16 protein-coding genes are annotated in these 23,352 nt (G+C 51.2%); 9 read left to right on the forward strand and 7 right to left on the reverse strand.

Annotation, left to right across the window (positions count from 1 at the left end; all coding sequences use genetic code 11):
* Nucleotides 1-62: 62 nt before the first annotated feature.
* A complete protein-coding gene (gene tam / locus Enr17x_RS14165) occupies nt 63-854 on the forward strand; it encodes a trans-aconitate 2-methyltransferase (RefSeq protein ID WP_145309755.1) in 792 nt (263 codons plus the stop codon).
* Nucleotides 855-858: 4 nt separating this feature from the next.
* Here tam and Enr17x_RS14170 read toward each other — a convergent pair whose 3' ends face one another.
* A complete protein-coding gene (locus Enr17x_RS14170) occupies nt 859-3,048 on the reverse strand; it encodes an FdhF/YdeP family oxidoreductase (protein ID WP_198001152.1) in 2,190 nt (729 codons plus the stop codon).
* A 246-nt stretch (nt 3,049-3,294) separates the two neighbouring features.
* On the opposite strand from Enr17x_RS14170, the gene Enr17x_RS14175 reads away from it, so the two are divergent.
* From Enr17x_RS14175 to Enr17x_RS14200, 6 genes are all read left to right on the forward strand, one after another.
* Nucleotides 3,295-5,259 carry a redoxin domain-containing protein gene (locus Enr17x_RS14175; protein WP_145309758.1) on the forward strand — a complete coding sequence of 655 codons (1,965 nt, stop codon included), beginning with the start codon at nt 3,295-3,297 and terminating at the stop codon, nt 5,257-5,259.
* 88 nt (nt 5,260-5,347) lie between these two features.
* On the forward strand, nt 5,348-7,690 hold the full coding sequence (locus Enr17x_RS14180) for an efflux RND transporter permease subunit (protein ID WP_232101052.1): 2,343 nt from the start codon (nt 5,348-5,350) through the stop codon (nt 7,688-7,690).
* A gap of 178 nt (nt 7,691-7,868) precedes the next feature.
* Nucleotides 7,869-10,514, forward strand: coding sequence for a DUF1553 domain-containing protein (locus Enr17x_RS14185; protein WP_145309760.1), 2,646 nt, complete (start codon nt 7,869-7,871; stop codon nt 10,512-10,514).
* Between the two features lie 54 nt (nt 10,515-10,568).
* Nucleotides 10,569-12,023 (forward strand): DUF1501 domain-containing protein, encoded by a 1,455-nt coding sequence (locus Enr17x_RS14190; RefSeq protein WP_145309763.1) that lies wholly within the window; start codon nt 10,569-10,571, stop codon nt 12,021-12,023.
* A 23-nt stretch (nt 12,024-12,046) separates the two neighbouring features.
* On the forward strand, nt 12,047-13,300 hold the full coding sequence (locus Enr17x_RS14195) for a M14-type cytosolic carboxypeptidase (RefSeq protein ID WP_145309765.1): 1,254 nt from the start codon (nt 12,047-12,049) through the stop codon (nt 13,298-13,300).
* 250 nt (nt 13,301-13,550) lie between these two features.
* Nucleotides 13,551-14,918, forward strand: a complete 1,368-nt coding sequence (locus tag Enr17x_RS14200) for a BPL-N domain-containing protein (RefSeq protein ID WP_145309767.1) — start codon at nt 13,551-13,553, stop codon at nt 14,916-14,918.
* Here Enr17x_RS14200 and Enr17x_RS14205 read toward each other — a convergent pair.
* From Enr17x_RS14205 to Enr17x_RS14225, 5 genes are all read right to left on the reverse strand, one after another.
* Nucleotides 14,915-16,003 (reverse strand): deoxyhypusine synthase family protein, encoded by a 1,089-nt coding sequence (locus Enr17x_RS14205; protein ID WP_145309769.1) that lies wholly within the window; start codon nt 16,001-16,003, stop codon nt 14,915-14,917. The two genes, Enr17x_RS14200 and Enr17x_RS14205, sit on opposite strands and share 4 nt — an antisense overlap.
* Nucleotides 16,004-16,221: 218 nt before the next feature.
* The gene (locus Enr17x_RS14210; protein ID WP_145309771.1) at nt 16,222-16,641 is read right to left on the reverse strand and encodes an S-adenosylmethionine decarboxylase family protein; all 420 of its coding nucleotides are present in this window, start codon (nt 16,639-16,641) and stop codon (nt 16,222-16,224) included.
* Nucleotides 16,642-17,117: 476 nt separating this feature from the next.
* Nucleotides 17,118-18,086 carry a DUF1559 family PulG-like putative transporter gene (locus Enr17x_RS14215; protein WP_145309773.1) on the reverse strand — a complete coding sequence of 323 codons (969 nt, stop codon included), beginning with the start codon at nt 18,084-18,086 and terminating at the stop codon, nt 17,118-17,120.
* 149 nt (nt 18,087-18,235) lie between these two features.
* Nucleotides 18,236-18,520 (reverse strand): hypothetical protein, encoded by a 285-nt coding sequence (locus Enr17x_RS14220; protein WP_145309775.1) that lies wholly within the window; start codon nt 18,518-18,520, stop codon nt 18,236-18,238.
* A gap of 464 nt (nt 18,521-18,984) precedes the next feature.
* Nucleotides 18,985-19,872 (reverse strand): alpha/beta hydrolase family protein, encoded by an 888-nt coding sequence (locus Enr17x_RS14225; RefSeq protein ID WP_145309777.1) that lies wholly within the window; start codon nt 19,870-19,872, stop codon nt 18,985-18,987.
* Between the two features lie 353 nt (nt 19,873-20,225).
* On the opposite strand from Enr17x_RS14225, the gene Enr17x_RS14230 reads away from it, so the two are divergent.
* Entirely contained in the window at nt 20,226-21,155 is a 930-nt protein-coding gene (locus Enr17x_RS14230) for a response regulator (protein WP_145309779.1), read from the forward strand.
* A gap of 90 nt (nt 21,156-21,245) precedes the next feature.
* Nucleotides 21,246-21,992, forward strand: coding sequence for an SDR family oxidoreductase (locus tag Enr17x_RS14235; RefSeq protein WP_145309781.1), 747 nt, complete (start codon nt 21,246-21,248; stop codon nt 21,990-21,992).
* 13 nt (nt 21,993-22,005) lie between these two features.
* On the opposite strand, the gene Enr17x_RS14240 is transcribed toward Enr17x_RS14235, so the two are convergent.
* The gene (locus Enr17x_RS14240) at nt 22,006-23,340 is read right to left on the reverse strand and encodes a polysaccharide pyruvyl transferase family protein (protein WP_145309783.1); all 1,335 of its coding nucleotides are present in this window, start codon (nt 23,338-23,340) and stop codon (nt 22,006-22,008) included.
* Nucleotides 23,341-23,352: the final 12 nt, after the last annotated feature.

The raw sequence follows: 23,352 nt of genomic DNA on the forward strand, positions 1-23,352 counted from the left end.
GTTGGCTGCCGGAACAAGGAAAATCTGACTGAACCCCAATGGCCGAGTGAGGAGATGCAGGAATGCCTGTGTGGGATGCGGATCAGTATTTAAAATTTCAACAGGAACGGACGCAACCCGCCATCGATCTGGCAGCCCGCGTGCGACTGGAATCTCCCGAGAGAATTGTCGATGTCGGCTGTGGCCCCGGTAACAGTACGGCAGTGCTGGCGTCGCGCTTTCCTGAAGCCGATCTTAGGGGTTTGGATAGTTCTGCTGACATGTTGGAGACTGCGCGGGCTTCGAACGGGGAGATCCACTGGTTTCAAGCGGATATAACCTCTTGGGAGCCGGATGAGAAATACGATCTGATTTTTTCGAACGCCGTTTTACAATGGGTTCCCGATCATCAAGCAATCTTTCCCCGGCTGGTGAGTTTTCTTAAGCCGGAAGGCGCGCTGGCGGTACAACTGCCGTCACATTTTGGTTCTCCCCTGCACCAGTGTGTGGTTGAGGTTTCCGAGCTTCCTGAATGGAAAGAGGCGACTACAAATGCGCGCCGGAGGCTGGCGACGGAGTCACGATCATTTTACTATGACCTGCTGGCACCAGTGGTTTCACAAATCGATCTCTGGGAAACCGAGTACATTCATATTATGGAGAGTGTAGAAGCGATTCTGGAATGGTTTCGAGGCACGGGGCTCAGACCTTACCTGGAAGCGTTGCCCGATGACGACCAGCGGGTTCGGTTCGAGACGGAACTGCTGGCCCGATATCGGGACGCCTATTCGACTCAAGCGAATGGAAAAGTACTGTTTCCGTTTCGGCGATTGTTTCTCGTGGCGTACGATCCTAATCAGGGAAGCGTGGTCTAACGATTCAAACCTGCACTCCGGCTTCTGCTTCGAGCGTAATCGGCACTCCTTTAAAGCCCGGTGTTTTCGAGAGCGGGTCGACGGTGTGCGGGACGAGGATGTTGGCCTCGGGGTAGTACATTAATGCGTTGCCCGCGCGAATGTCGAATTCGCGGACCAGGATGAACGGCATCTCCCCTGCTTCGCTTTTGACTTTGACGCGTTGCTCGGGTTTGAAGCCGAGGCGGTCGATGTCGGCGCGGTTCATGAGAATGATATCGCGGCGATCCTGACCCCGGTAGAGATCTTCTTCTTCGTAGACCACGCTGTTGAACTGGCCTTCCGAGCGAATTGTCATCAGTCGCAACTGATTTTCGTCCGTCGGCAGATCGGGCAGCGGGATCGCGTGGAACTTCGCTTTGCCTGATTCGGTGGGGAACTTGTATTCCTCAACAGCGCGGCCGGTGACGTGGAATTCTTTGTGGGACTGGATCGTCTCTTTCATGTTTTCGTAGCCGGGAATCAATTCGGCGATTAATTCGCGGATCGCGTTATGGCTTTCGAGTTTTTTCCAGTCAATGCGATCATCGCCGGCAAACAGTTTTTGCCCGATGGCCGCCAGGATGGAAACTTCACTCCGCGGACCTTCGAATCGCGATTTACCGCCGTCACTCATGCGGACGTAGCTGAACATCGATTCCTGCGTCGTGGATTGCGGCTCTTCATCGCGCGGAAGAACGGGTAGGATCAAGGTTTCCTGGCCGGTGCCCCAGACGTGACCTGTATTTAATGTGGTCGAGAGATACATCACAGTTTTGATTCGGCTCATGGCTTCGATCGCGTGTTTCGTATCGGGATTGCTGCCGTAGAGATTACCGCCCAGGCAGAAGGCGAAATCCATCTCTCCCCGGTGCGATGCTTCCATGCAGGCCATCGTGTCATAGCCAGGAGTCGTGGGGACTTTGATGCCGAGCCGACTTTCAAAGCGTTCGAGCATCGCCTGCTTCATGCCGGGGGTGACGCCGACGGAGCCGAGGCCCTGCACATTGCTATGCCCGCGGATGGGCATCAGGCCTGCCTTGCGGCGGCCGACCATGCCTCTGAGCAGGGAGACGTTGGCGATGGTTTGCACACTGTTGGTGCCGTGCAGGTGATGTGTGATGCCCATGCACCAGCCGATGACGACGTTTTTGGCACTGATATACTGATCGGCGATTTTCTGAATCGTAGCTTTGTCGACTCCGCTCTGTTGGACGATGTCGTCCCAACTGGTGTTCTCGACCTGTTGTTTGAAGGCGTCAAAGTCTTCGGTGTGTTCGGCAATGAAGCTGGTATCATGCGCGTTGCGTTCGAGGACTTCTTTTGCGATACCGGTTAACAGTGCCAGGTCACCACCAATATGAGGTTGCACATACAGGGAAGCGATTTCGGAACCGAACAGCAGGCTGCGGACATCACTGGGGACTCGGAAATTAACCAGCCCGAGTTCCTTGACGGGGTTGACGACGATGACTTTCCCGCCCCGCCGCCGAATGTCGATGAATTCTTTCATCAGACGCGGATGATTCGAAGCCGGGTTGGCGCCAATCAGAATGTAAAGGTCGGTATGTTCCAGATCTTCGAGGCGAATCGTTCCAGCTCCGGTGCCGACGCTGGAGCCAAGACCGACGCCGCTGGCCTGATGGCAGTAATAGGAGCAGTTATTAACGTAATTCGTGCCCATTAACCGGGAGAGCATCTGAAACAGGAGCCCGGCTTCGTTGGAAGACCGGCCACTGGCATAATAGAAGGTGCGCTCGGGGCCGGCTGCCTTCAAACGGTCGACGACAAGGTCGATCGCCGCGTCCCACGAAATTGGTTTGTAGTGAGCTTCACCGGGAGAGAGTAACAGAGGTTCGGTGAGTCGGCCGCTGTATTCGAGTTTGCGGGAGGAGAAAGAACGCAACTGGTCGAGGTTATATTTCGAGAAGAAATCGCTTTCGACCGCAGGTTGCATATCGGCGGCCATCGCCTGAAACGATTTTTTGCAGACTTCCGGGAACAAACCTGCTTCGTTGACCATGCCCCCCTTCTGTCCGCCCATGCCGACGGCGCAGGTCTTACAGGCGTTTTTGGTCCGCATGGCTTTCCAGAGTTTCCACCAGCCCACTTTATTTGCCAGTGTCAGACTGTATTTGATCGCTTTCCAACCGCCGCCGCTACGAGGAGCTTTCACGTTTCGCCTTCCTTTGTTGTTCATCAGGAGCACACTGCAGTGAACCGTATTTCGTTTGTCTTCAAATATTTTTCATACTTTAGACAAAATCTGCAACTATCAGAGGTTAAGTCGAGTATATCCAAATGAAAGTAGGCAATCAATGTGGGAGAACCGTAATCCGTACAGTAGGGCTTGCGGGGCTTTCCAACCGGCTGATAGAATAGCATTCCCTGTCGTCATCGGTTCTGGAAGAAGGATCACTTCATGCTTCGTAGTAGTTTAATAATTCTGTGTTTACTGATTCTGGTTTGTGGCAGTTCTCTCTGGGCGAATGAAAAAACAGAGCCCGTTAAAGTGGGGACGTTAACATTTCGACTGCCGACCGTGGCGGGCAAGATTGTCGAACTCACCGAAAAGCCGCAGCAGAAACTAACTGTGGTCTGTTTTCTGGGAGCCGAGTGCCCGCTGGCCCGACTCTATGGCCCGAAACTGAATGAAATGTCGGCTGCATATGAGTCAAAGGGCGTTCAATTTATCGGCGTGAACAGCAATCAGCAGGACTCGCTGGAAGACGTCAAAAAATACGTCAAACGCTATGAGATCCGATTCCCGATGGCTAAGGATTATAACAACAAAGTCGCCGATCAGTATGCAGCAGTGCGAACTCCTGAAGTGTTTGTCCTGGATGAGCAGTTAGACGTGAAATACCGCGGGCGAATTGATAATCAATATCTGCCGGGGATTTCGCGGGCGGAAACGACGTCGCACGATCTGAAACAGGCCCTCGATGCGGTATTGGCTGGCCAGCCGGTGGAAGTCGCCAGTACGAAACCGAGTGGCTGTTTTATTGGGCGTGTGAAAGAGACAGAGGTGACAACCAGTCTGACCTTCTGTAAAGAAGTGGCGGCGGTTTTGAATCGGCATTGTGTAGAATGTCATCGTAAAGGTGAAATCGCACCCTTTGGTTTGACCGACTATGATGAAGTCCGCGGCTGGGCCGATACGATGCTGGAAACCATTGAAGACGGCCGGATGCCTCCCTGGCATGCGAGCCCGAAATATGGTCATTATGCCAATGCACGCTTTATGTCTGACGATGAGAAAAAAATCCTGCGTGACTGGGTTGCAGGTGGGATGCCGTTCGGCGATGTGAAAGATATGCCGAAGCCTCCGTCATTCCGCAAAGGCTGGCATCTGCCAAAAATTCCAGAAGCCGTTTATGAAATGCGGAAGAAACCCTTTGTCGTTCCCAAAGAGGGTGTCGTGGAATATCAGTATTTCGTAGTCGATCCGGGATTCAAAGAAGACAAATGGATCACTGGAGCCCAGGTCCTGCCCGGCAATCGGTCGGTGGTGCACCATGCGATTGTCTTTATTCGTCCGCCCGATGGATCGAATTTTCAGGGGATCGGCTGGTTGACGGCGTATGTGCCGGGGCAGCGGATCAATATGTTGCCGCCGGGACGCGGCCGTAAAGTTCCCGCCGGCTCGAAACTGGTGTTCCAGATGCACTACACGCCGACTGGTTCAGTTCAGGAAGATGTTTCGAAAGTCGGTCTGATTTTTGGAAAAGACGAAGAGATCACGCACGAAGTCTTCACGCTGATTGGCATCGATCAGGAATTCGAGATTCCGCCAAATACAAAAGATTTCCCGGTCTCAGCGAAAGTCCGCCGGATTCCACCCCAGGCCGAACTGCTGGCGATTGCCCCGCACATGCACTTAAGAGGAAAATCGTTTCGACTGTTCATGAAGCAGAAAGAAAAGTCTGAGATTCTGCTCGATGTGCCGAATTATGATTTCAATTGGCAGCATATTTATGAGTTAAGCCAGCCTATGAAGCTGGACGCGATTGATTCGCTCGAATTTACCGTGAAGTTTGATAACTCAGAAGAGAACCCGTTTAACCCTGATCCCAATGAATATGTGACCTGGGGCGATCAGACCTGGGAAGAAATGGCGATTGCGTTTTTTGAAGTGGCCGAACCTCGCAAGAAGAAGGCGAAAGCGAAGCAGAAGCCGAAGAGACAAAAGAAACCGACTGAAGCAGAACGAAAGCAGCGTGTTGACAAATTTGTGGCTGCGTTCATGAAACGATTTGATAAGAACAAGGATGGGCAAGTCGATTTGGATGAGGTTCCGCTCGCTGCTCAGAGGTACGGTCGAATACGAGACCGCGATGGAAATGGCGTGATCCAGAGAGAAGAAATTGAAAGACTTGTCAGGTAGTGATCTCTGTCTTGTTTGAGATTTCGCGTTCGGTCATCTCAATCCACTTCAACTCTTAAATCGACTACTGACAGAAAGTGAATCGAGAGTGTCACGTACGTTTAATCGCTGTTCGGTCTGGATGGTTGACCATCCTCTGCTCGTTACCCTGTTTATTCTGCTGCTCAGCGGGATTGCGATGTTAGGCTATACCATGCCTGAGCAAGTGCGGGACTGGTTTAAACCGGCTCCGCCCCAGCAGGTCCAGCAAGGTCCAGCCGCTCCCCCAAAGAAGCAGGAACGGCCCCCGGATGTCGACCCGATCAGCCTGACGGACGCTGATACGATTCTGGTGATCGATTCCAACCAGTTTTTTACAACGGATGGCGTGAAAGCACTGCGAGCGATTGTCGAAGAAATTGAAGCGCTGGATTATGTGAAGAGCGTCTTCTGGCTGGATGATATTCCCAATCTAAATATTTTCGGCTTGCGCGAGCCGCTCGTTCCGAATGAACGGGCTTCACAGAAACGATTGGATGCGGCCCGAGAGAAAACGATCAATCATCCATTGGTCGGCGGACAGTTACTTTCAGTCGATGGCAAGACACTCTTGTTGATGATTAAATTTGACTGGTTGTATGTATTGGACGATGAAGCTTGTACGACTGGTTTGAAAGAGGTTGCAAAAAAAGTTACTGCCGAGTATCCAGATGTCAAATTTTCGTTTATGACAACGGGCCGTGTGCCCATTTATCTGACCGCGGTACGCACGCATAATGCGAACAAGGTGAAATACCAGGTCATCGGTTACGGGATGATCCTGTTGATGGCGATTATCCTGTTTCGGGGTATCTCTGCTGTGATCATTGTGGCGCTGGCGCCGATGTTTGGTGTCTTCCTGACGATGGGCATCATTCAATTCTTTGATTTTCAGGATAACCCGTTTAACGATGTGGTGCTGCCAGTCTTATTAAGTCTGGTCGGTCTGACCGATGGCGTACATCTGATGGTCCAGATCAGGAAGCATCGAGCGTCGGGTTTGAGTGGTCGAGATGCGGCCCGCCGCGGAATTCAAGAAGTGGGTCTGGCCTGTTTTCTGACTTCGGTAACAACAGCCATCGGCTTCGGTTCGCTTTCTCTGGCGCATCACGATACCGTACGCGAGTTCGGCTACAGTTGTGTGATTGGTGTGCTGCTGACATTTATTGCGGTCGTCACGGTGATCCCGCTGGCCTGTCGCACCTGGCTGGGGCGTTCCATTCATAAAGGATACGGCAAAGGAATTATTGACCGTCATCTGGGACGGATCAGTGTGATTATTGATCTGGTTCTGAAAAAAACAAAGCTGATCAGTTCGCTGGGAATCAGCCTGACTGCCGTTTTGATTCTGATCTCATTAACGCTCAGGCCGGATGAACGGCGGGCGAATATGCTGCCGGAAGGTTCGGAAGCAGCATCGGCGTTGAATCATATGGATCAGGCGATGGGCGGGCTGGAACATTCGCGCGTGCGCGTTTACTGGAATGATCAAATTGCCTCCGATTCGCCCGAAGTCTTAATCGCGATCAGCGAAGTGGACGATTTGTTAAATCAGGAATCGCTAATCGGGCATCCGATTTCGATTCGTAATATTCTGGCAGCGTTACCCGGTGATGGACCTCCTGAAGAGCGGATGTCGATGATGGATCTGTTGCCGCCTCCATTGAAGCGAGCATTTTACACGCCAGAATATCGTCAGGCGGAAGTCAGTTTTCACGTGCAGGACTTGGGGATTGCGAAATATGGTCCCACCTTCACGCGTATTGAAGAGGGATTGAACGCGATCGCGGCTCAGCATCCGCAATTTCGATTTGAACTGACCGGTTCAGCGGTCTGGCGCTGGCGCAATCTGTACCAGATCGTGGTCGATCTCGCGGCCTCTTTGGGGAGTGCGGCGATCATCATTCTGATTGTGCTGGCAATTGCCTTTCGTTCTTTACGGCTGGGATTGATTTCGATTATCCCGAACATGTTTCCGCTGGCCGTTACTGGGGCATTTCTGGTGTTTACTGGACAGGCATTGGAGATCGTCAGCGTCTGTGCGTTTACGGTCTGCCTCGGAATTGCCGTCGATGATACCATTCACTTCCTGACACGATTCCGCGAAGAGCAGTTATTAGTGGATAGTGATGAAGAAGCGATCCGCCGGGCGTTTACCGGCGTGGGGACTGCGCTGATCATGACAACCGTGATCCTGGTGGCCGGTTTCTCGACGGTGGTCTTCAGCGACATGCGCGACCAGCGGATCTTCGCCATCATGAGCGGGTTGACGATTGCCTCTGCTCTGTTCGGGGATCTGGTCTTTCTGCCGGCGTTACTGGCTCAGTATGCCAAGCGTTCTCAAGTTCCGGCGATGGAAGAATCAGAAGCAGCCATTGACCAGCCGGCGGAAGAGACGCTGGTGCGGGATTGACGGCCCGCTTTAAGCGATCTCTGTTTAGAGACAGCTGCTCTTATAAGTAAAGTTAAATAATTTGACTTTGCTGCCGATAAACGGTACTATGCAACCTCACCAAAATGGTTAATTTCACAGCTTTTAAGTGAATTAACTCCCGCCCTGAACGTGTTCCCTTTCAAAAAGGAACCATGCTTTGTACTACCGAGCCATCACTTTATTGCTGACGGGATTTGTTTCCTGTCTTACCTGGAGCGTCTCTCTCAACGCTGCTGACTCCAAAGTCACCTTTGAGAAAGAGATTCGTCCGATATTTAAAGCCTATTGCTTTCATTGTCATGGCGAGGAAAAAGAACTTTCCGGATCGTTGGATGTCCGTTTACGTCGCCTGCTGATGAAGGGCGGCGATTCCGGTGAGGCAATCGTACCGGGCAAACATGCAGAGAGTCTGTTGTTCCAATACGTGGAATCGGGAGACATGCCACCCGATGAAAAGCTGCGTTTGAAGCCCGAAGAAGTTGCGTTGATTGCGAAGTGGATTGATCAGGGCGCTTCGGCCGGTCCCGAGCCGAAGGGAGAGATCAAGCCGGGCGATTTTCTGATTACCGAAGATGAACGCACACATTGGGCATTTCGACCGATCAGGAAAACAGCGGTTCCCGAAGTGACGGAATTGCTAAAAGAACAAAACAAGACCGATGTCAATCCGGTCGATGCGTTTATCGCGCGGAAGTTGAACGCAAACGGGCTCTGGTTCTCTGAAGAAGCGGATCGACTGACTTTGATCCGACGGGCTGCCTTTGATTTGACTGGGCTCCCCCCCGCTCCGGAAGAGATCAAAGTCTATCTGGCAGATCAGTCGCCGGATGCGTATGAAAAAATGATTGATCGCTTGCTGGCTTCCCCGCATTACGGTGAACGTTGGGCGCGGCACTGGCTGGATGTAGCCGGCTATGCGGACTCGGAAGGCTACAATGACAAGGATATTATTCGCCCGGATGCCTGGCATTATCGGGACTATGTCATTCGCTCTCTGAATGCCGATAAGCCCTGGGATCAGTTTATTACAGAGCAGTTGGCGGGTGACGAACTCGTGAAAGCGACGCACGCGTCGGCTCAGAAACTTGTCGATCAGGATCCCGCTGTTTGTGAAAAGCTGACCGCAACCGGCTTTTTGAGACTGGCACCTGACGGAACCGGTTCCAGTCCGATGGACCCGGCAATCGCGCGAAATCAGGTGATTACCGAGACCGTCAAAATTATGTCGTCGTCCTTATTAGGTATGACCATTGGTTGCGCTGAGTGCCATCATCATCGATTTGATCCGATTCCGCAGCAAGACTTTTACCGGTTACGAGCCGTAATTGCTCCCGTGTATGACGCAGAGAAGTGGCGAAAGCCTGCCAGTCGTCGGGCGGCGTTGATGTCACCCGAAGACAAAGCCAAGGCCGCCAAACTAACGGCTCAGGTTAAGGAACTCGACGCCGAGCACAACAAGGTCAAAGCAGACGTCACGCAGCTGATAGCCGAGCGGGTTTTGAAAGAAATTCCGGACGCGGAGCGAGAACAGGCCAAACTGGCTTACGAAACGGAAGTGAAGAAACGCTCAAAAGAGCAGGCTGAGTTTCTCAAGAAGAAATATCCGATGCTGGATCTTTTAGTGCCGGGCCGACTGCATTTGTTTCTGGCGCGTTACAAGGATGGGAATGAGCTGAAAAAACGCTACGAAGATATCAAAGAAAAAGCGGATAAGCTCAGAGCCCGGATTCCCCAGCCGGAATACATTCGAGTCGCGACCGAAGATCCACAGCATCTGCCTGAAACATTCGTCTTTTATCGTGGCGATATTTCTTCGCCCGAAGAAGACAAGATTGCCCCCGGTGGTTTGACGGTGATTGGTTCTGAAACCGAGAACGTATTTCCCGTTAATAATCCGGAATTGCCGACCACCGGACGCCGCCTGGCGTATGCCCGCTATTTGACGAACGGGAAGCATCCGCTGGTGGCACGCGTCTTGATGAACCGGTTCTGGATGCATCATTTCGGGAAGGCGATTGTCGATTCGACGGGCGATTTCGGTTCTCGTTCGGCGATCCCGACTCACCCGGAATTGCTGGACTGGCTGGCCGCTGATTTCATGGAGCATGGCTGGCAGTTAAAACGAATTCATCGTCTGATTATGACCTCGCGGGCGTACCGCCAGACTTCCACTGCGCATTCGGAGAAAGCGGCTGCGATCGATGCCGACAACCGTCTGTTATGGCGGATGACCATGCGACGGCTGGAAGCGGAAGCGATCCGCGATGCTATCCTGGCGGTCAGTGGCGATCTGAATCGGGATCAATTTGGTGTGCCGGTTCCCGTCGCGCTGTCAGACAGTGGAATTATTACCGTGGGTGCCGGGAAGATTTCCAAAGATCGGCGCGAGTTGAAGCGGTCGATCTATATCCAGGTGCGTCGGACGCAACCTGTCACGATGCTGAATGCCTTCGATGCTCCCAGTATGGAACCGAATTGTGAACGTCGAGTGTTTTCGACGGTAGCCACACAATCGCTGGCGTTGCTCAACAGCGAGTTTATGCGAAATCAGTCGGTGGCGTTCGCGAAGCGGGTGCTGACGAGTGCTGGTAAAGACGCTGATGATGCGATATTGATCAAAACGGCCTGGAAGATGGCGCTCAGTACAGAGCCTTCGGCTGCAGAAATGCAGGCGCTGGAGAAAAGCTTCGCGTTACAGCTCAAAGAATACGAATCAAAGAAAGTCAAAGGACCCCGGCAGGAAGCGTTGGCTGCGATCTGTCATGTTCTGTTCGGGACCAACCAGTTTCTCTATGTTGAGTAAATACAATTACACGGCATACTAAATAGTTTACCTGATCTCCAAAGGGAGTGAGTTGTGTCACAACAATTTGATCAAACCTCTGCCAGTTCTCGTCGACATTTTCTAGCCCAGAGTGCGTTCGGTGTTTCTTCTCTGGCGCTGGCATCACTGTTAAACGATGAGCAATTGCTGGCGGCCCCGGAAAAGCCTGCCCTGGAAGAGAAAACATACGATCTGCTTCCCAAGAAAACGAGTCACCCGGCACGGGCCAAGTCGATGATTTCGATCTTCTGTGGCGGCGGCCCGAGCCACCTGGATTTGTTTGATCGGAAGCCGATGCTTGATCAATACGCGGGTAAGCGCTTTCCCGGAGATGGGATCAAATACGATAACGCCGGTCAGGCGACGTCGATCATCATGCCCGCGCCCGATACGTTCAAAAAGTGCGGTGAATCGGGGATGGAGATCAACACGGCGATGCTGCCTCACTTGGGAGAAGTCGTCGATGACATCACGTTGATCCGCTCGATGCAACTGCCGAATATACGGAATCATGTCGCGGGCATGCGGGCGATGACCACCGGTCGCGGACGGGAAGGCTGGCCTTCACTGGGGAGCTGGATCACTTACGGTTTGGGGGCAGAGACGCAGAATCTTCCTGCATTCGTTGCGATTACGATTCCCCGAAATCCCGTTGGTTCTCCTTACTGGGACAGTCGCCAGTTGCCTTCCATCTATCAGGGAACGGTAGTCAGCAAATCAGAGCCTCGCATTGCCAATTTGAATCCGATCCGGGAATTGAGAGGTAAGCCACAGGCAAATCAATTGGACCTGTTGAAAGAGTTGAATCAGATTCACCTGAAACGTCATCCGGGCGAAGACGATCTGGCGGCCCGGATTGCCAGTTATGAACTGGCGGCCCGTATGCAGACGGCTGCGACAGAAGCGTTGGATCTGACCAAAGAGACCGAAGCGACGCATAAAATGTATGGCGTTGATGATCCGGTGACGAAAGAATTTGCCGACGCCTGTATTCTGGCGCGACGGTTTGTCGAGCGTGGTGTGCGTTTTGTGCAGATCTGGAATTATGCCTGGGATATGCACGAAAATATCTTTGAATCGCTACAGCGTCGCTGTGATTCCTGTGATAAACCATGTGCCGCCCTTGTGACCGACTTGAAAAATCGGGGTCTGCTGGATTCCACTATGGTTCAATGGGGGGGCGAAATGGGACGGCTGCCTGTGATTCAGGATCGTGGAAAAGGGAAGAAGCCGGGCCGCGATCATAATACCGAAGGTTTCAGTATCTGGATGGCAGGTGGCGGAATCAAAGAGGGCCACATTCATGGTGCGACAGATGACTTTGGTCATCGAGCCGTTAAGGATGTGGTCACCCAGCATGATTTTCATGCGACTCTGCTACATCAATTTGGTTTGAATTACGAAGACTTAAACTACGCACATAATGCCCAGCCTGTCGCGCTGGTTGAGCCTGGCCAGGGAAAAGTGGCGACTGGTATCTTGAAATAAGTTCGATGATCTAAGGAGCAGGTATGCTGGGGCGACGTATTGGTTTGATCGGATTGATTCTGTCAGTCATTGTTGCTGCCCCGCATGCAGGGGCTGGTGAGCTTACTGTTTCTTCTGCGTTTGACGGAGGATCTGCGGAAGTCCTGGAGATCGATCAGACTGGACGGTCCATTAAAATACGCCCTGCGGGAGATCCGCAGTTTGGCTGGCCTTGCTGGTGGTATTTTCAAGTGACCGGAATTCAACCCGGCGAAGAGATCACCGTCACCGTCGATGCCAGTCAGATGAAGCAGGCGAACGGTAAGAAACTGTCCAGCAATTGGGCTCTGCCTGAACAGGCTGCTTACAGTGTCGATCAGAAACACTGGCTGCAAACGCCCGTCGGAGTAAGATCTGATGGGACTTGCCAGTGGTCGGTGAAGGTAGATGCGAATCAGGCATGGTTTGCCTGGGGGCCGCCGTTTGTACCCGCTGATGCGAAAAAACTGGTCGAACGATTGAGCCGGGAGCATTCTGATGTGGCGGCGTTTGAGTTATGCAAGACACGCGCGGGGCGCGAAGTTCCCGCGTTAGTGGTGAGCCACGACGAGAGCGAGACGGATTCGCGAATGGTGATCTGGGTTCAGGCCCGTCAGCATGCGTGGGAGTCAGGCGGCAGCTGGGTCGGTCGCGGGTTCATTGAATGGGCGGTCAGTGATGCTCCACAGGCCGTGGAATTGAGAAAGAAAGCAGACATTTATTTTGTCCCGATCATGGACATCGATAATGTGGCGACCGGAAACGGGGGCAAAAATCAGGTTCCACATGATCATAACCGGGACTGGTCAGAAACGCCGCAATGGAATTCTGTCAAAACGGCGATGCGGTCTTTGAAAGCCTTTGATCAGCAGAAGCGGCTGGTACTATTTGTTGATTTGCACAATCCAGGCTCGAACTCCAAACGGCCGTTTTTTTATGTCACGCCCCCGGAACTGGCGACAAAAAAACGAAAACAGCTTCAGGATGCGTTCATTGCCGCTTGTCGGCATGAGATGAAAGTGCCCCTGGAGTTGGATCAGAATACCCCGTCGACCGGACCTAAGTATGATCAACGCTGGAAGGAAATCTCCAGTAACTGGGTTCGCAGCGCAACCCGTGAGTGTGTGGTGGGGATTACGCTGGAGACCTGCTGGAATACAAAGCATAGTCATCCGGCGGGATATATGACTGTGGGCCGACAGTTGGGACTGGGGATCGCTCGTTATCTGAAGACCGACCCACGCCAGCTTTCCGAGTAGTCACTTCAGATGGTGCGCTTAGTTTTGATGAAGATTCTGCAAAGAAAATTGATCAGAATGCAACACTGAAATAGTCCCCTGCTCTTTTGAGGTTGAAAACCACTATGAAACAGGGATGAAACTGTTTTCGGTTCAAAGTGACAGGATGTAACCCATCGTCAAGGTTGAATTGAAGAGACTCTGCCCACTTTTATAATCAAGACCAGATCTGTTTATTTACTGGTTTCGATTATATCAGCGGAAGGTATGAATGATGAATCTGGTGCGGAGTCTGTTATTCGTCCTGTTGATTTTAGGGGCTCAAGTAGTGGTCCGGGCGAAGCCCGTTGAATATTGCATTCATACTTCAGCGGAGTCTGGTCCGACGGTGGCTGTGATTGGCTATGCTGCTGAAGCGGAGCCTGCCGGTGTGTATGCTGCATCACAAATTGTGAACTGGGACGTTTCCCGCGGCTCGCTGGTGGTTCTGTTGCAGGGGAATGAGCGTCCCCTGATTCATGAACAACAGCAGTCCCGTCTGGGCGATCAAAGCCGGTGGGCGAATTCGGTTCAAGAAGTCCTCGATCAAGTAAAGCCGGATTTAGTGATTCAACTGTCGGAATCGTTCGATGCCAAATCCATCATTCACGAAGCGAATGGCGCCACGATCTTTGGTAGTGGAAATCGTCCGCAGCTTCAGAAGCAGTTGAACGCGATGGCTTCTGCTGCACAGACAGCGGGAGGCGCTGAGGAACCACTGTGGAAGTTGGTACTGTTGAATGAGAGTGACGCCGCATATCCCACCATTTCTATAGTAAGTTCCTCCAAGGACCCGAAGAAGCGACGCTTATGGTTACGTACGCGTCAGCAGCGGGCCGCGGTGCATTCGTTATTGTTCCAATTGAAAATGCGACCTGAATCCGCTTCAGCGGATGATATGATGCCGCAGCAGCAGGAAAAGGGCCGGATTCGACTGGCCATCTATCAGGGGCCGGGGGCGGTCAGCAGCAGCGGTCATGATCCGGTCTGGATTCAACAGTCATTGAAAACGTTCCCTGAGTTTCAAACGGCTTTAATCGGACCAGCTGAGATACAATCGGGCGGTTTGTCTCAGTTCGATGTGTTGTTGATTGGTGGAGGGCTATCCAATCGGCAGTCCAAGGGGTTGGGGCCTGAAGGACGTGCGGCGGTCGTTCAGTTTGTGAAAGCCGGAGGTGGTTATGTCGGCATTTGCGCGGGCATGTTCCTGGCCAGTTCCGATTCTGACTTGCATCTGCATCTGCTGCCGATCGATGTGTCTGGTTCCTCAGGAATTGGCAAGGTGCAGCTAGACTTTGAAGCGGATGCAGAACTTCGGGTCAAAGGGAGTCATCCTGCCAAGTTTTCGGGGGGGCCGGTTGCTGTGAGAAAAATGAACGAAGCCGATGAGAGTGTCAAAATCCTGGCTTATTTTCGTACCGAGCCGAAGGACAGGAAATCCAAAAAGAAACTAACTGATACTCCGGCGATTGTTTGTGGTAACCATGGAAAGGGCCGCGTGTTTCTGTTTAGTCCGCACTGTGAGCGTTACCCCGGACCACGAACTGCGTTCTATAATGCACTGCGCTGGGCCGGAAAGAGTGAGCTCCCGAAGGACTAGCTGGGCTCGTCCAGTTTCTCGAAGACGGCTTTCATTAACAGCGGTAGTACGACGGTGGCATCCGCGTAGACTTCGGCGAAGCGGCCGCCATCTTGCGGGGAGACGAACTTGCCCCAGCTGACCCCTTCGGAATAGGTGCAGCCGGAAAGTCCACCCCAGTGAACCGGTTCGGGGCAGATGCGGATGCCGTATTTGAAACGGGGCTCTTTCCACTCGGTACCGAGCCGATAATTGGCGATTTCATAATACGGGGCGACCTGCTGTGCCCAGTTGCGGGGGACGCCGCCTCCGATAGTGAAGATACCCAGGGTGGAGGCATCCCGCATCAGTTGAGCGTATTCCTGCAGGTCTATAAAGGGGTTGAAGCTGGGAAGTGCTGTCAGGATCTCGGTCTGATCAAGGTCTTCCAGTGCTTTACCCGACCGGGCGATGTATTCCGACATGGCCCAGGTGGAGACATCGAGACCGATTTCGCTGTCGGTAAATGCGGGGATGAAGACGGGGACATTTTGTTCGTAGGCACTTCTGAGGATGCCTCGACCTTCATCGATTTCGGAAAGACGTTTGCCTAAGGCACGGCAGAGTCGGGCTGAAGACCAGACGCCGTCTTCGGGTTGGGATTCTCTGAGCACGGAACGGACCAGTCGCTCGACGTTATTCAGATTGGACTCCATTTCCAGTGTATCATAGATGCGGTTGTAGCCCTTTTTATACAGGGTTTCGTCCGAATCGGCAGGGTTGTACTGATAATGTACCAGCCCGATCGATTCGGTCAAGCCGTGTGCGATGAGCGCGCCAGTGGCGACCACTGCGCGGACCAGACCGCGGTCGATCATATCGCAGATGATGCTGCCTTGCTTGGCGACGGTCATGGCGCCGGAAAGTGTCAGGATGGCTTTGCATTCTGTATCTTGTGACATTTCCAGTAGAATGTCGTATGCGACACCGAGCTTTCGCCCTGAGAACGCCGTTTCGGACATGGCTTGAAGCAGGTCAGAGAAGGAATTGACGCTGGAAAGATCCAGGCTCTTCAAAGGCTTTAAGCCATCGCCTCGACCATCGTGGAATTCTCGTTCTCCGCTCATTTTTTGCTTTCTATTGATGTCGCTTGAAGTATCGTTTGCCTGGAATCGATCCATCCGTCAGGTGCGTTCGGTGACTGTCAACAGACATCGAAACGCACCTGGCGTGTTGTGATGGTATCTTAGTATTCAAGACCAGTCAAATTACCCAGACTGGGTTCAAATCGAGAACTGGAACCAGTTTCAGGAGTCTTTCCAGGTGGGATTGATCGGATGAGAATTTATAGAGCGACGACCTGTTCTGCTTCCGTGTGGGAACCGGCTGGTTCCTGTAAAGCAGGTCTCCCATTAGGGATGGGGAATCGGGGCATCTCAAGAATGCTGACGTCTCCTAGGTCGACTTCTTCCCGAATGTAACGTAATACGTCATTCGGGTCGGTTTCGCCACAGGTGAAGACGTCGAGAGCGATTAAGCCTAAGTCGGCATAGCAGTGAGCTGAGCAGTGGCTTTCATCTAGAAGGCACATAGCTGTGAAGCCCGGTGCAGAATTATGACCAAAGTGATATCTAACCTGTGAAATCACAGTTGCACCAGCGCGTGTTGCTCCCCGCGCCATGGCTTCAAGTACCAGTTGGTCGTTTAGACAAACGTCCCGCGGGACATTACGACAATCAATGAGAAGATGTCTTCCTTTATGCAACTCATAAACCCTCCACTAGAGGTGCCAGAAAAAATGGGCATCCGATTGTTAATGAAACTGTTCGAGACGATTTCGAATCGTAATGCCTATATCGGTACGCTTTTTTAAAAGTTCGAGATTATTATGTGATCGCTCAAGAAAATACAAGAAATAAATTCACCATTTTGCGTGGAATTTACAAAAATAGAACAGGAATCAGTCCCGGGGATCTGTTTCCCTGACTTTGAGGTCCAACTCTTGGCAAACTCTGGGCTTCCGATTGTCTTGAAAGGCCCCGCATGGCTCTGGTTTTCCAGTCCCCTTTCAGGCCGGGATGCGCAAAATCTACAGGAATGAAATACGACACCTTTGTTTTCAGATCCCCATTGGTCGCGGGGGTGGGAGATAACACATCGGGGGCCTCCAAAAAACAAGGCCGGGATACTCTCGGGTACCCCGGCCTCAATCAGGATGGCCGTTAACTCAGTGGAACTCTCTTAAAATTCTCCGATGACATTCCCGTCACTAATCGTTCCCAGATATCGAAAGGTTTCGTAGTGTATGTTTTCACTGAGAAATCGAACGGCGCCATCGCCTAGGAGAAAATGAGCTCCCCCTTCATGTTTACTGGAGAAGTTAGCGATATGGTTGGTCGTATTTGGTGGGTGCTGCATGCTCATCATTCCAGTTCCCTGCCCTACGTGTCCTAAAATTAATGATGCAGAACCTTCGACTGGCATCATCATCATTCCGGAAGGACGTGTGACATTGGGAATGGCGGCGTACCAGGTGGAATCGGCCTCGACGACCGTCGACGCGCCGACGAATTGATGCTGGTGCGAGCGTTCGCCAACAACAATCGTATTGGACGAACCATCTGTAATATCACGGATTTTGATATTCGAGTTTCGAAACAGGATTCCTTTATCAGTTGGATCGCCTGGATCATCTGTCAGACTTCCGTAGCCATAAATTCCCACATAGTTCGCCGAAGCGAGCATATAAGAATTTGAGCCATCGGAGACGGTAAAGACTCCCTGATTCGTGTCACTCGGACAGCGAAAGATGGGAATGGCTTCATCGCCCAATTCAATATTTGGGCTGACGGAGGCATCCAGGTCCAGATTGAGCTGATTGTACAGCGGAGCCTGATCCATAAAGGGCAGAACCATCGTGCCCCAGGCGAAGCCAGAGCCGGTTTCAAAACTACTGGCCTGACCAAAAGTAACGCCACGTGCGATATATCCGGGGGGATAACTGCGGTGGACGTCATGGTAGTTGTGCAAAGCCAGCCCGATCTGTTTCAGGCTGTTCTTGCAGGTAGAACGGCGGGCCGCTTCTCTGGCCTGTTGGACAGCCGGCAGGAGTAAGGCGATCAGGATTGCGATAATCGCGATGACAACGAGGAGTTCAATGAGTGTAAAACCACGTCTTCGTGGTCTGAAAAATGGTGTTGAAGATTTCATGGAGGTTTACCTTATCCGATACAATCAACAATCGGGAACGTGGCTGGAATTGACGTTTGCCGATTTACGTGGTGGGTATGAGCTTCTGCAGATTCGGCGGACAAGCACAGTAAAGACTGACCACGGAAATACTGCTAACGCAAAGTTAGTTACCACGTGAATTGTTGCGGAGGCGGCGTTTCTGGTGAGAACGCGAGAGTGACTGGCAGGTCATTGTCGATCATTAGTGGGATCTCCGGGTGATCCACGGAGCTCAAAACGGGGCGTACATTCAGATCTCGGGGAGCTGCTGTAGCCAGCCCCTGGCTGGCAGAGTTGCCACAGCCGCAGTGGGATGAGATCTGGCACTGTTTCGATTCCGATTTCTCTGACTCAGAGTGCGGAGATGTTTTCTGCTTTTGGGAGCAGCAACTGCGGGCCGCTTGTTTTTTCATTTTGCAACATGATTTGGAGACTGTTGTTTTCTTCAGCGAACGATTAAAGCAGCAACAGCCTGATCCTGCTTTTACCTCGACGGCACAATGGCATTGTTTGCCTTGATCCAGAAGCGGAACGATTCCGGTATTGGAAATCAGATAGAAGAGGCATAGCAAGTTGACGCAGACGGACCGCGAGAGACGATTTTGTCGCGGTCTATTCTTTAAGCCAGATTTTGCGGATACCAGGTGGGAACTCACTTGAAGTACTCTATTCAAGGCAGGTTTTAAATTATCCTCGGATCAGATCACATCCCTGCTTCTATTATTGTTCTCTGGCAGTGGGGAGATGAAAAGAGAACAACACGTTTTTTTTGCCTGAACGGGTAAAATTCTTTTCTAAATCAAAGCGGGTGAGAAACGATGTTTTCGCTATTGATGTTCTCATTTGAACGTCCATGAACAAATTCTGAGAAGCTACTTCAATGGGGGTTACTCTCTTGTGTCATGCTGTGTTTCACGATGAATGAGACAACCTGTTCCGGCTTTGGGTGTTGGAAGTGGTGCCCTTTTGATTTTTCGGTCCCTTTTTTGACCGAGATCACCTGGAAGTTGTGCTTGCGATCTTTCTTCGGTACGCGGCTGAACATCAAATAGGTGTTCTCAGCGGGAGGCACAACCTGATCATTTTCCGAGACGATGTGCAATACAGGAATCCCGGCTTCGGCAATGATCTGGATGCGGTCAATGGGATTGTTTTTGTATGCCAGTGCTTCCGCTTCGGTCATTTTGTATGCTTTGAGACAGGCCTTCCAGCTAGCCGCTGATCCCTGACTTTTTCCTTTTCCGCCCGGCCAGCTTTTGAAATCACAAACGGGGGTATCAGCATAGATGCAACTGACCTTCTCTGGATTTTTTAGAGCCCAGTTGTAAATAAAAAGGCCTCCCCGACTGACTCCCTCAAGAGCGACTTTCGATTGAAATCCGTGTTGCTTTGTCAAGTAGTCGTAGAATTGATCGCCATACTCGATTGCCTGCGGTGATCCAAACAGGTTCGCCACGTCCATATAGGCGATATGAAATCCCTGCTTCAGGAGTTCGATATCCATTTCATAGTGGAAGTCTGGAAATCGGGCGCGCCAGACCCAGGGTTTTCCGGGGGCGGTTTTCCTGGGAGTCACTACATAGCAGTTGCGTCCTGCAATCTGAAAGCGGAATCGTTGAAAGCCATTCCATTCGTCTTGTTTGCCAGTCCACTCAGATTTCCCTGTATCTTTTGTGGAGGTATATACTTCACTTTGAGGAAAGAGCAAAAGTGAAGTCACCAATATGATGAAAAAAATGCGAAAAAGTAAAGGCAGAGGTTTCATTTCCGGTTCCTTTATTGCCCACAAGAGTTTTGAGGACGTTTCTTGGTGTTATCTAGTTAAGAAAGCACGAGTTAGCATTTTAGTTTCGTCTGTCTGGTTTACACGATCTATCCCAAATTGTCGATGGATTGTGCTAATTTTGTCTAATTTGTGGTTTCCTGACGGGTGAGAACGGTCTTCCGCAATCAATGGGGAACTGCAAATAGAGATTTCTGACATATAGTTTAGGCAATCAATATTCAAATTTAAGTTGTTGCGAGAACCTGATGTCAGGTTTTGGCGTGAATGAGTTTCAACTTCATGCCGATCGCAGTTTTTAAATAAAGCAGTGTTTGTAAAGACGGGTTTGTGCTATGTCTCTCATTCCAGCTACCCACACGACTGAAACATTGACCAGACGGTTTGCAGAACCAGTCATTAATTCAGTGCTCGATGTATTTAAATATTTTGTTGGTACAACTGTCGAATTGGTCAAAGTTGTCGAAGTACATGAGGCTCCTCGTTATGAGAAGAGCTCTGCGATCGAAGTGAATGGACCTGGAAAAGGGATCGTGGTGGTGAATTTACCGCGTGATCTGGTTTCCAAAGCCGTTTCACTTCTGATCGATGAATCTCTGGCTGATGACGAACATGTTCTGACCGATTTCTCATGTGAATTGTCGAATATGATTGCAGGCCAGGCCAAAAAAGCAGTTGACCATATGGGGTTTTTGTTAGGTCATCCTTCCGTCATCGAAACAGAGCAGATTGATACATTATATCCTCCGGAAGCTGGATCTCAGTGTGGTATTTTTAATACAGGCATTGGTCCGATCATTGTCTATTTTGGTTTTGTCGGTCAACTGGGAGATATTATTGATTATGACCAAGAGGACGCAGATAAGAAACGCGTCATGATCATCGACCCGGATGAAATGAACCGCGCCTTATTCGAGGGGCTATTGCACGAACGTTACACCGTTGAGAGTGCTGCTACAGTGGAAGAGGCCTTTATGGATGCAGCGATCCATGTTCCTGATTTAATTCTGCTGGATATCGATGGCAGTGAAGGCAGTCATGCGGAAGCGGTAAAATACATTAAAGAGTCTCCTTTTGTCTGTAATGTTGAAGTTCTGGTAATGACCTCAAATCGTTCAACAACGTCCATCATTCAGGCGTTTAATCATGGTGCGAGCGACTATATTCTTAAAACAGACTTCACAAAGCAGATTCTTGTTGGCAAAATAGAGCGCGCACTCGGAAGAACGCCGGTTGTCAAAGAGGCAGTGACTTCTGCGAAATAACATGAAGCTGTTTTTTAGCGAGCTTTGAATGACCCCGGTTCTTAACCGGGGTTTTTTCATTATGGTGACTTTATTTAATGGAGCTCTAAGTTGAATCTGGAAGGAAAAGTAGCCGTAATCACCGGGTCTGCTGTTCGCATTGGGCGTTCGATGGCGCTGGCATTAGCTGAAGCAGGTTGTGATCTCTGCATTCATTATCTCACTTCAGAGCAGGAAGCAAATCAGACCTGTGCGGACATCAAGCAACTTGGAAGACGGGCGATTGCAGTTTCGGCTGATTTATCTGCGCCTCTGCAGGCGGCTTCCGAAATTATCGATGCCACTGTCGCTGAGTTTGGAAAAGTCGATATTCTGATTAACAGTGCTTCCGTATTCGAAAATAAGAGTTTGCGGACTTCGACCGAGCATGACTGGGATTCCCACTTCGATATCAATTTGAAGGCCCCTTATTTTTTGTGTCAGCGTTTCGCAGCAGCAATTCAGCCGGGACAAAGTGGGCAGATTGTCAATATCGTTGACTGGAGAGCATTGAGGGCCGGTGTGGGGCACCTGCCCTATCGGATTACCAAAGCCGGGTTGGTGACGTTAACAGAATGTTTGTCGCTGGAATTAGCTCCCGAGGTCCAGGTGAATGCCATTGCACCCGGTGCGATTCTACCGCCCCCCGGCCAGGATGCGAGCTATCTGGAAAGCCGTGCTGAAAAAGTCCCCTTGAAGCGCGCAGGAAACCCCCAGGAAATCTGTGACGCCCTGCTTTATCTCTTGCGCTCTGACTTTGTGACGGGCGAAGTGTTGACGGTTTCCGGAGGGGAACAGTTTTCAGCCGGGATTGAGTGAAAACATTGCTGGCTCAAGTAGAATGCGACTTGAGAACGGCTTGTTTCACAGTTTGCATGGTCCGTTTCTGGCGTTGCTGAATTGATTGCATGACTGATTTCAGCTTGGCTTGCGATTGTTCTTTATGACCAGCGACAGCCATTACACGGTCTGCAATTTGTTGCTGATCGACTTCATCAATTTCAAAGGTCCAGTCTTTGAGCCCGATATCGTACCACATTTGTCCTTTGATGGTATCGGTCGGTTGGCGGACATAAAGACCGGGCGTGCCAAATGCACAGGCAATGATGGGAGAATGACACTCCATGCTGACGACAGCAGCGGCATCACGATAGAGGGAACCTGCCTCGTCCGGCAGCCAATAATCGGTATGGGCGACTACACGCGGTTTGACATCTGCGGGAAGTGGGTCAATCACCAGTGGTTGAATGATTTCGGTTTGATAGGTCATTTCCGGGCAGACAACGGCTTTGTTCCCGGTGGTTCGAACCCATTTGATAATGGCGGCTCTCAGTTTTGCATGATCGAGTTCCTGATATTGTTTATTCACCGATTCGACTTCGTGGATTTTCTCTTTTGACCAGCGGATTCCTTTGTGGATTTTGTGATACGGCGTAAATCTCAGCCGGGGCACCGCACAGAGGTAGTTCCCTGTTTCCAGCTGATGTTGCTGTTGGAATTGTGCTGCTTTGGGATCGTCTGTTAAATCAATCGCAAAAGTGGCATCGGGAGCGAAATCCTGGTGCGCGGAGGTGACCTTGGCATCTTTGAGGTTTTTCAGGGAATGGGTTTCCCGAGTGAAGATAAAATCGGCTCCAGAGAGCAGATCGTGTAATTCCGGATTGATTTTGGAGACGGTCACGCCATAGATGCCGTAAGGTTTGCCGGTCGATTGTTTCCAGAAGGCCAGTTCTCTGCGGGAAACCACACTGGGGCCGGAACCATGCAGAAAGAAATCCGCCTGTTGGAACGCCTGTTCAAGGTCGCTGGAATCTAATTTGCCATCTCGACGGAGGCGGCCTTTGACGATTTTCAGATCGGGAAATCGTTTTTGCAACATTGGCTCCACACCCCGATCGACACTGTTCGGCCAGAGAATGATCTGAAATTCCGGGGCATACACTTCGAGCAGTTTCAAAATACCGGGCGAGTGGCCGATGTCACCGATATTGACCGTCTGCCAGCCGGAACGGAGCAGGAGCGTGGGGCGATCTGCTGATTTTGTTCCCGGTTGAGAGAATGCCTGTTGTTGCAGCAAGCCGCTATTGAAGAATCCAGCGATTCCCAGAGATTGGCAAGCGGCCAGCTTTAGCCAGGTTCGCCTGTTTGTATCTTGTTGTTGATTCATGATTCTGCCTGC

This window comes from Gimesia fumaroli (assembly GCF_007754425.1).
GTDB classification, from domain to species: domain Bacteria; phylum Planctomycetota; class Planctomycetia; order Planctomycetales; family Planctomycetaceae; genus Gimesia; species Gimesia fumaroli.

Excerpts from the sequence above, each read along its gene's own strand:
- tam (WP_145309755.1), top strand. The coding sequence starts at position 63 with ATGCCTGTGTGGGATGCGGATCAGTATTTAAAATTTCAACAGGAACGG.
- Enr17x_RS14175 (WP_145309758.1), top strand. The coding sequence starts at position 3,295 with ATGCTTCGTAGTAGTTTAATAATTCTGTGTTTACTGATTCTGGTTTGT.
- Enr17x_RS14195 (WP_145309765.1), top strand. The coding sequence starts at position 12,047 with ATGCTGGGGCGACGTATTGGTTTGATCGGATTGATTCTGTCAGTCATT.
- Enr17x_RS14200 (WP_145309767.1), top strand. The coding sequence starts at position 13,551 with ATGATGAATCTGGTGCGGAGTCTGTTATTCGTCCTGTTGATTTTAGGG.
- Enr17x_RS14205 (WP_145309769.1), bottom strand. The coding sequence starts at position 16,003 with ATGAGCGGAGAACGAGAATTCCACGATGGTCGAGGCGATGGCTTAAAG.
- Enr17x_RS14215 (WP_145309773.1), bottom strand. The coding sequence starts at position 18,086 with ATGAAATCTTCAACACCATTTTTCAGACCACGAAGACGTGGTTTTACA.
- Enr17x_RS14220 (WP_145309775.1), bottom strand. The coding sequence starts at position 18,520 with ATGAAAAAACAAGCGGCCCGCAGTTGCTGCTCCCAAAAGCAGAAAACA.
- Enr17x_RS14225 (WP_145309777.1), bottom strand. The coding sequence starts at position 19,872 with ATGAAACCTCTGCCTTTACTTTTTCGCATTTTTTTCATCATATTGGTG.
- Enr17x_RS14230 (WP_145309779.1), top strand. The coding sequence starts at position 20,226 with ATGTCTCTCATTCCAGCTACCCACACGACTGAAACATTGACCAGACGG.
- Enr17x_RS14240 (WP_145309783.1), bottom strand. The coding sequence starts at position 23,340 with ATGAATCAACAACAAGATACAAACAGGCGAACCTGGCTAAAGCTGGCC.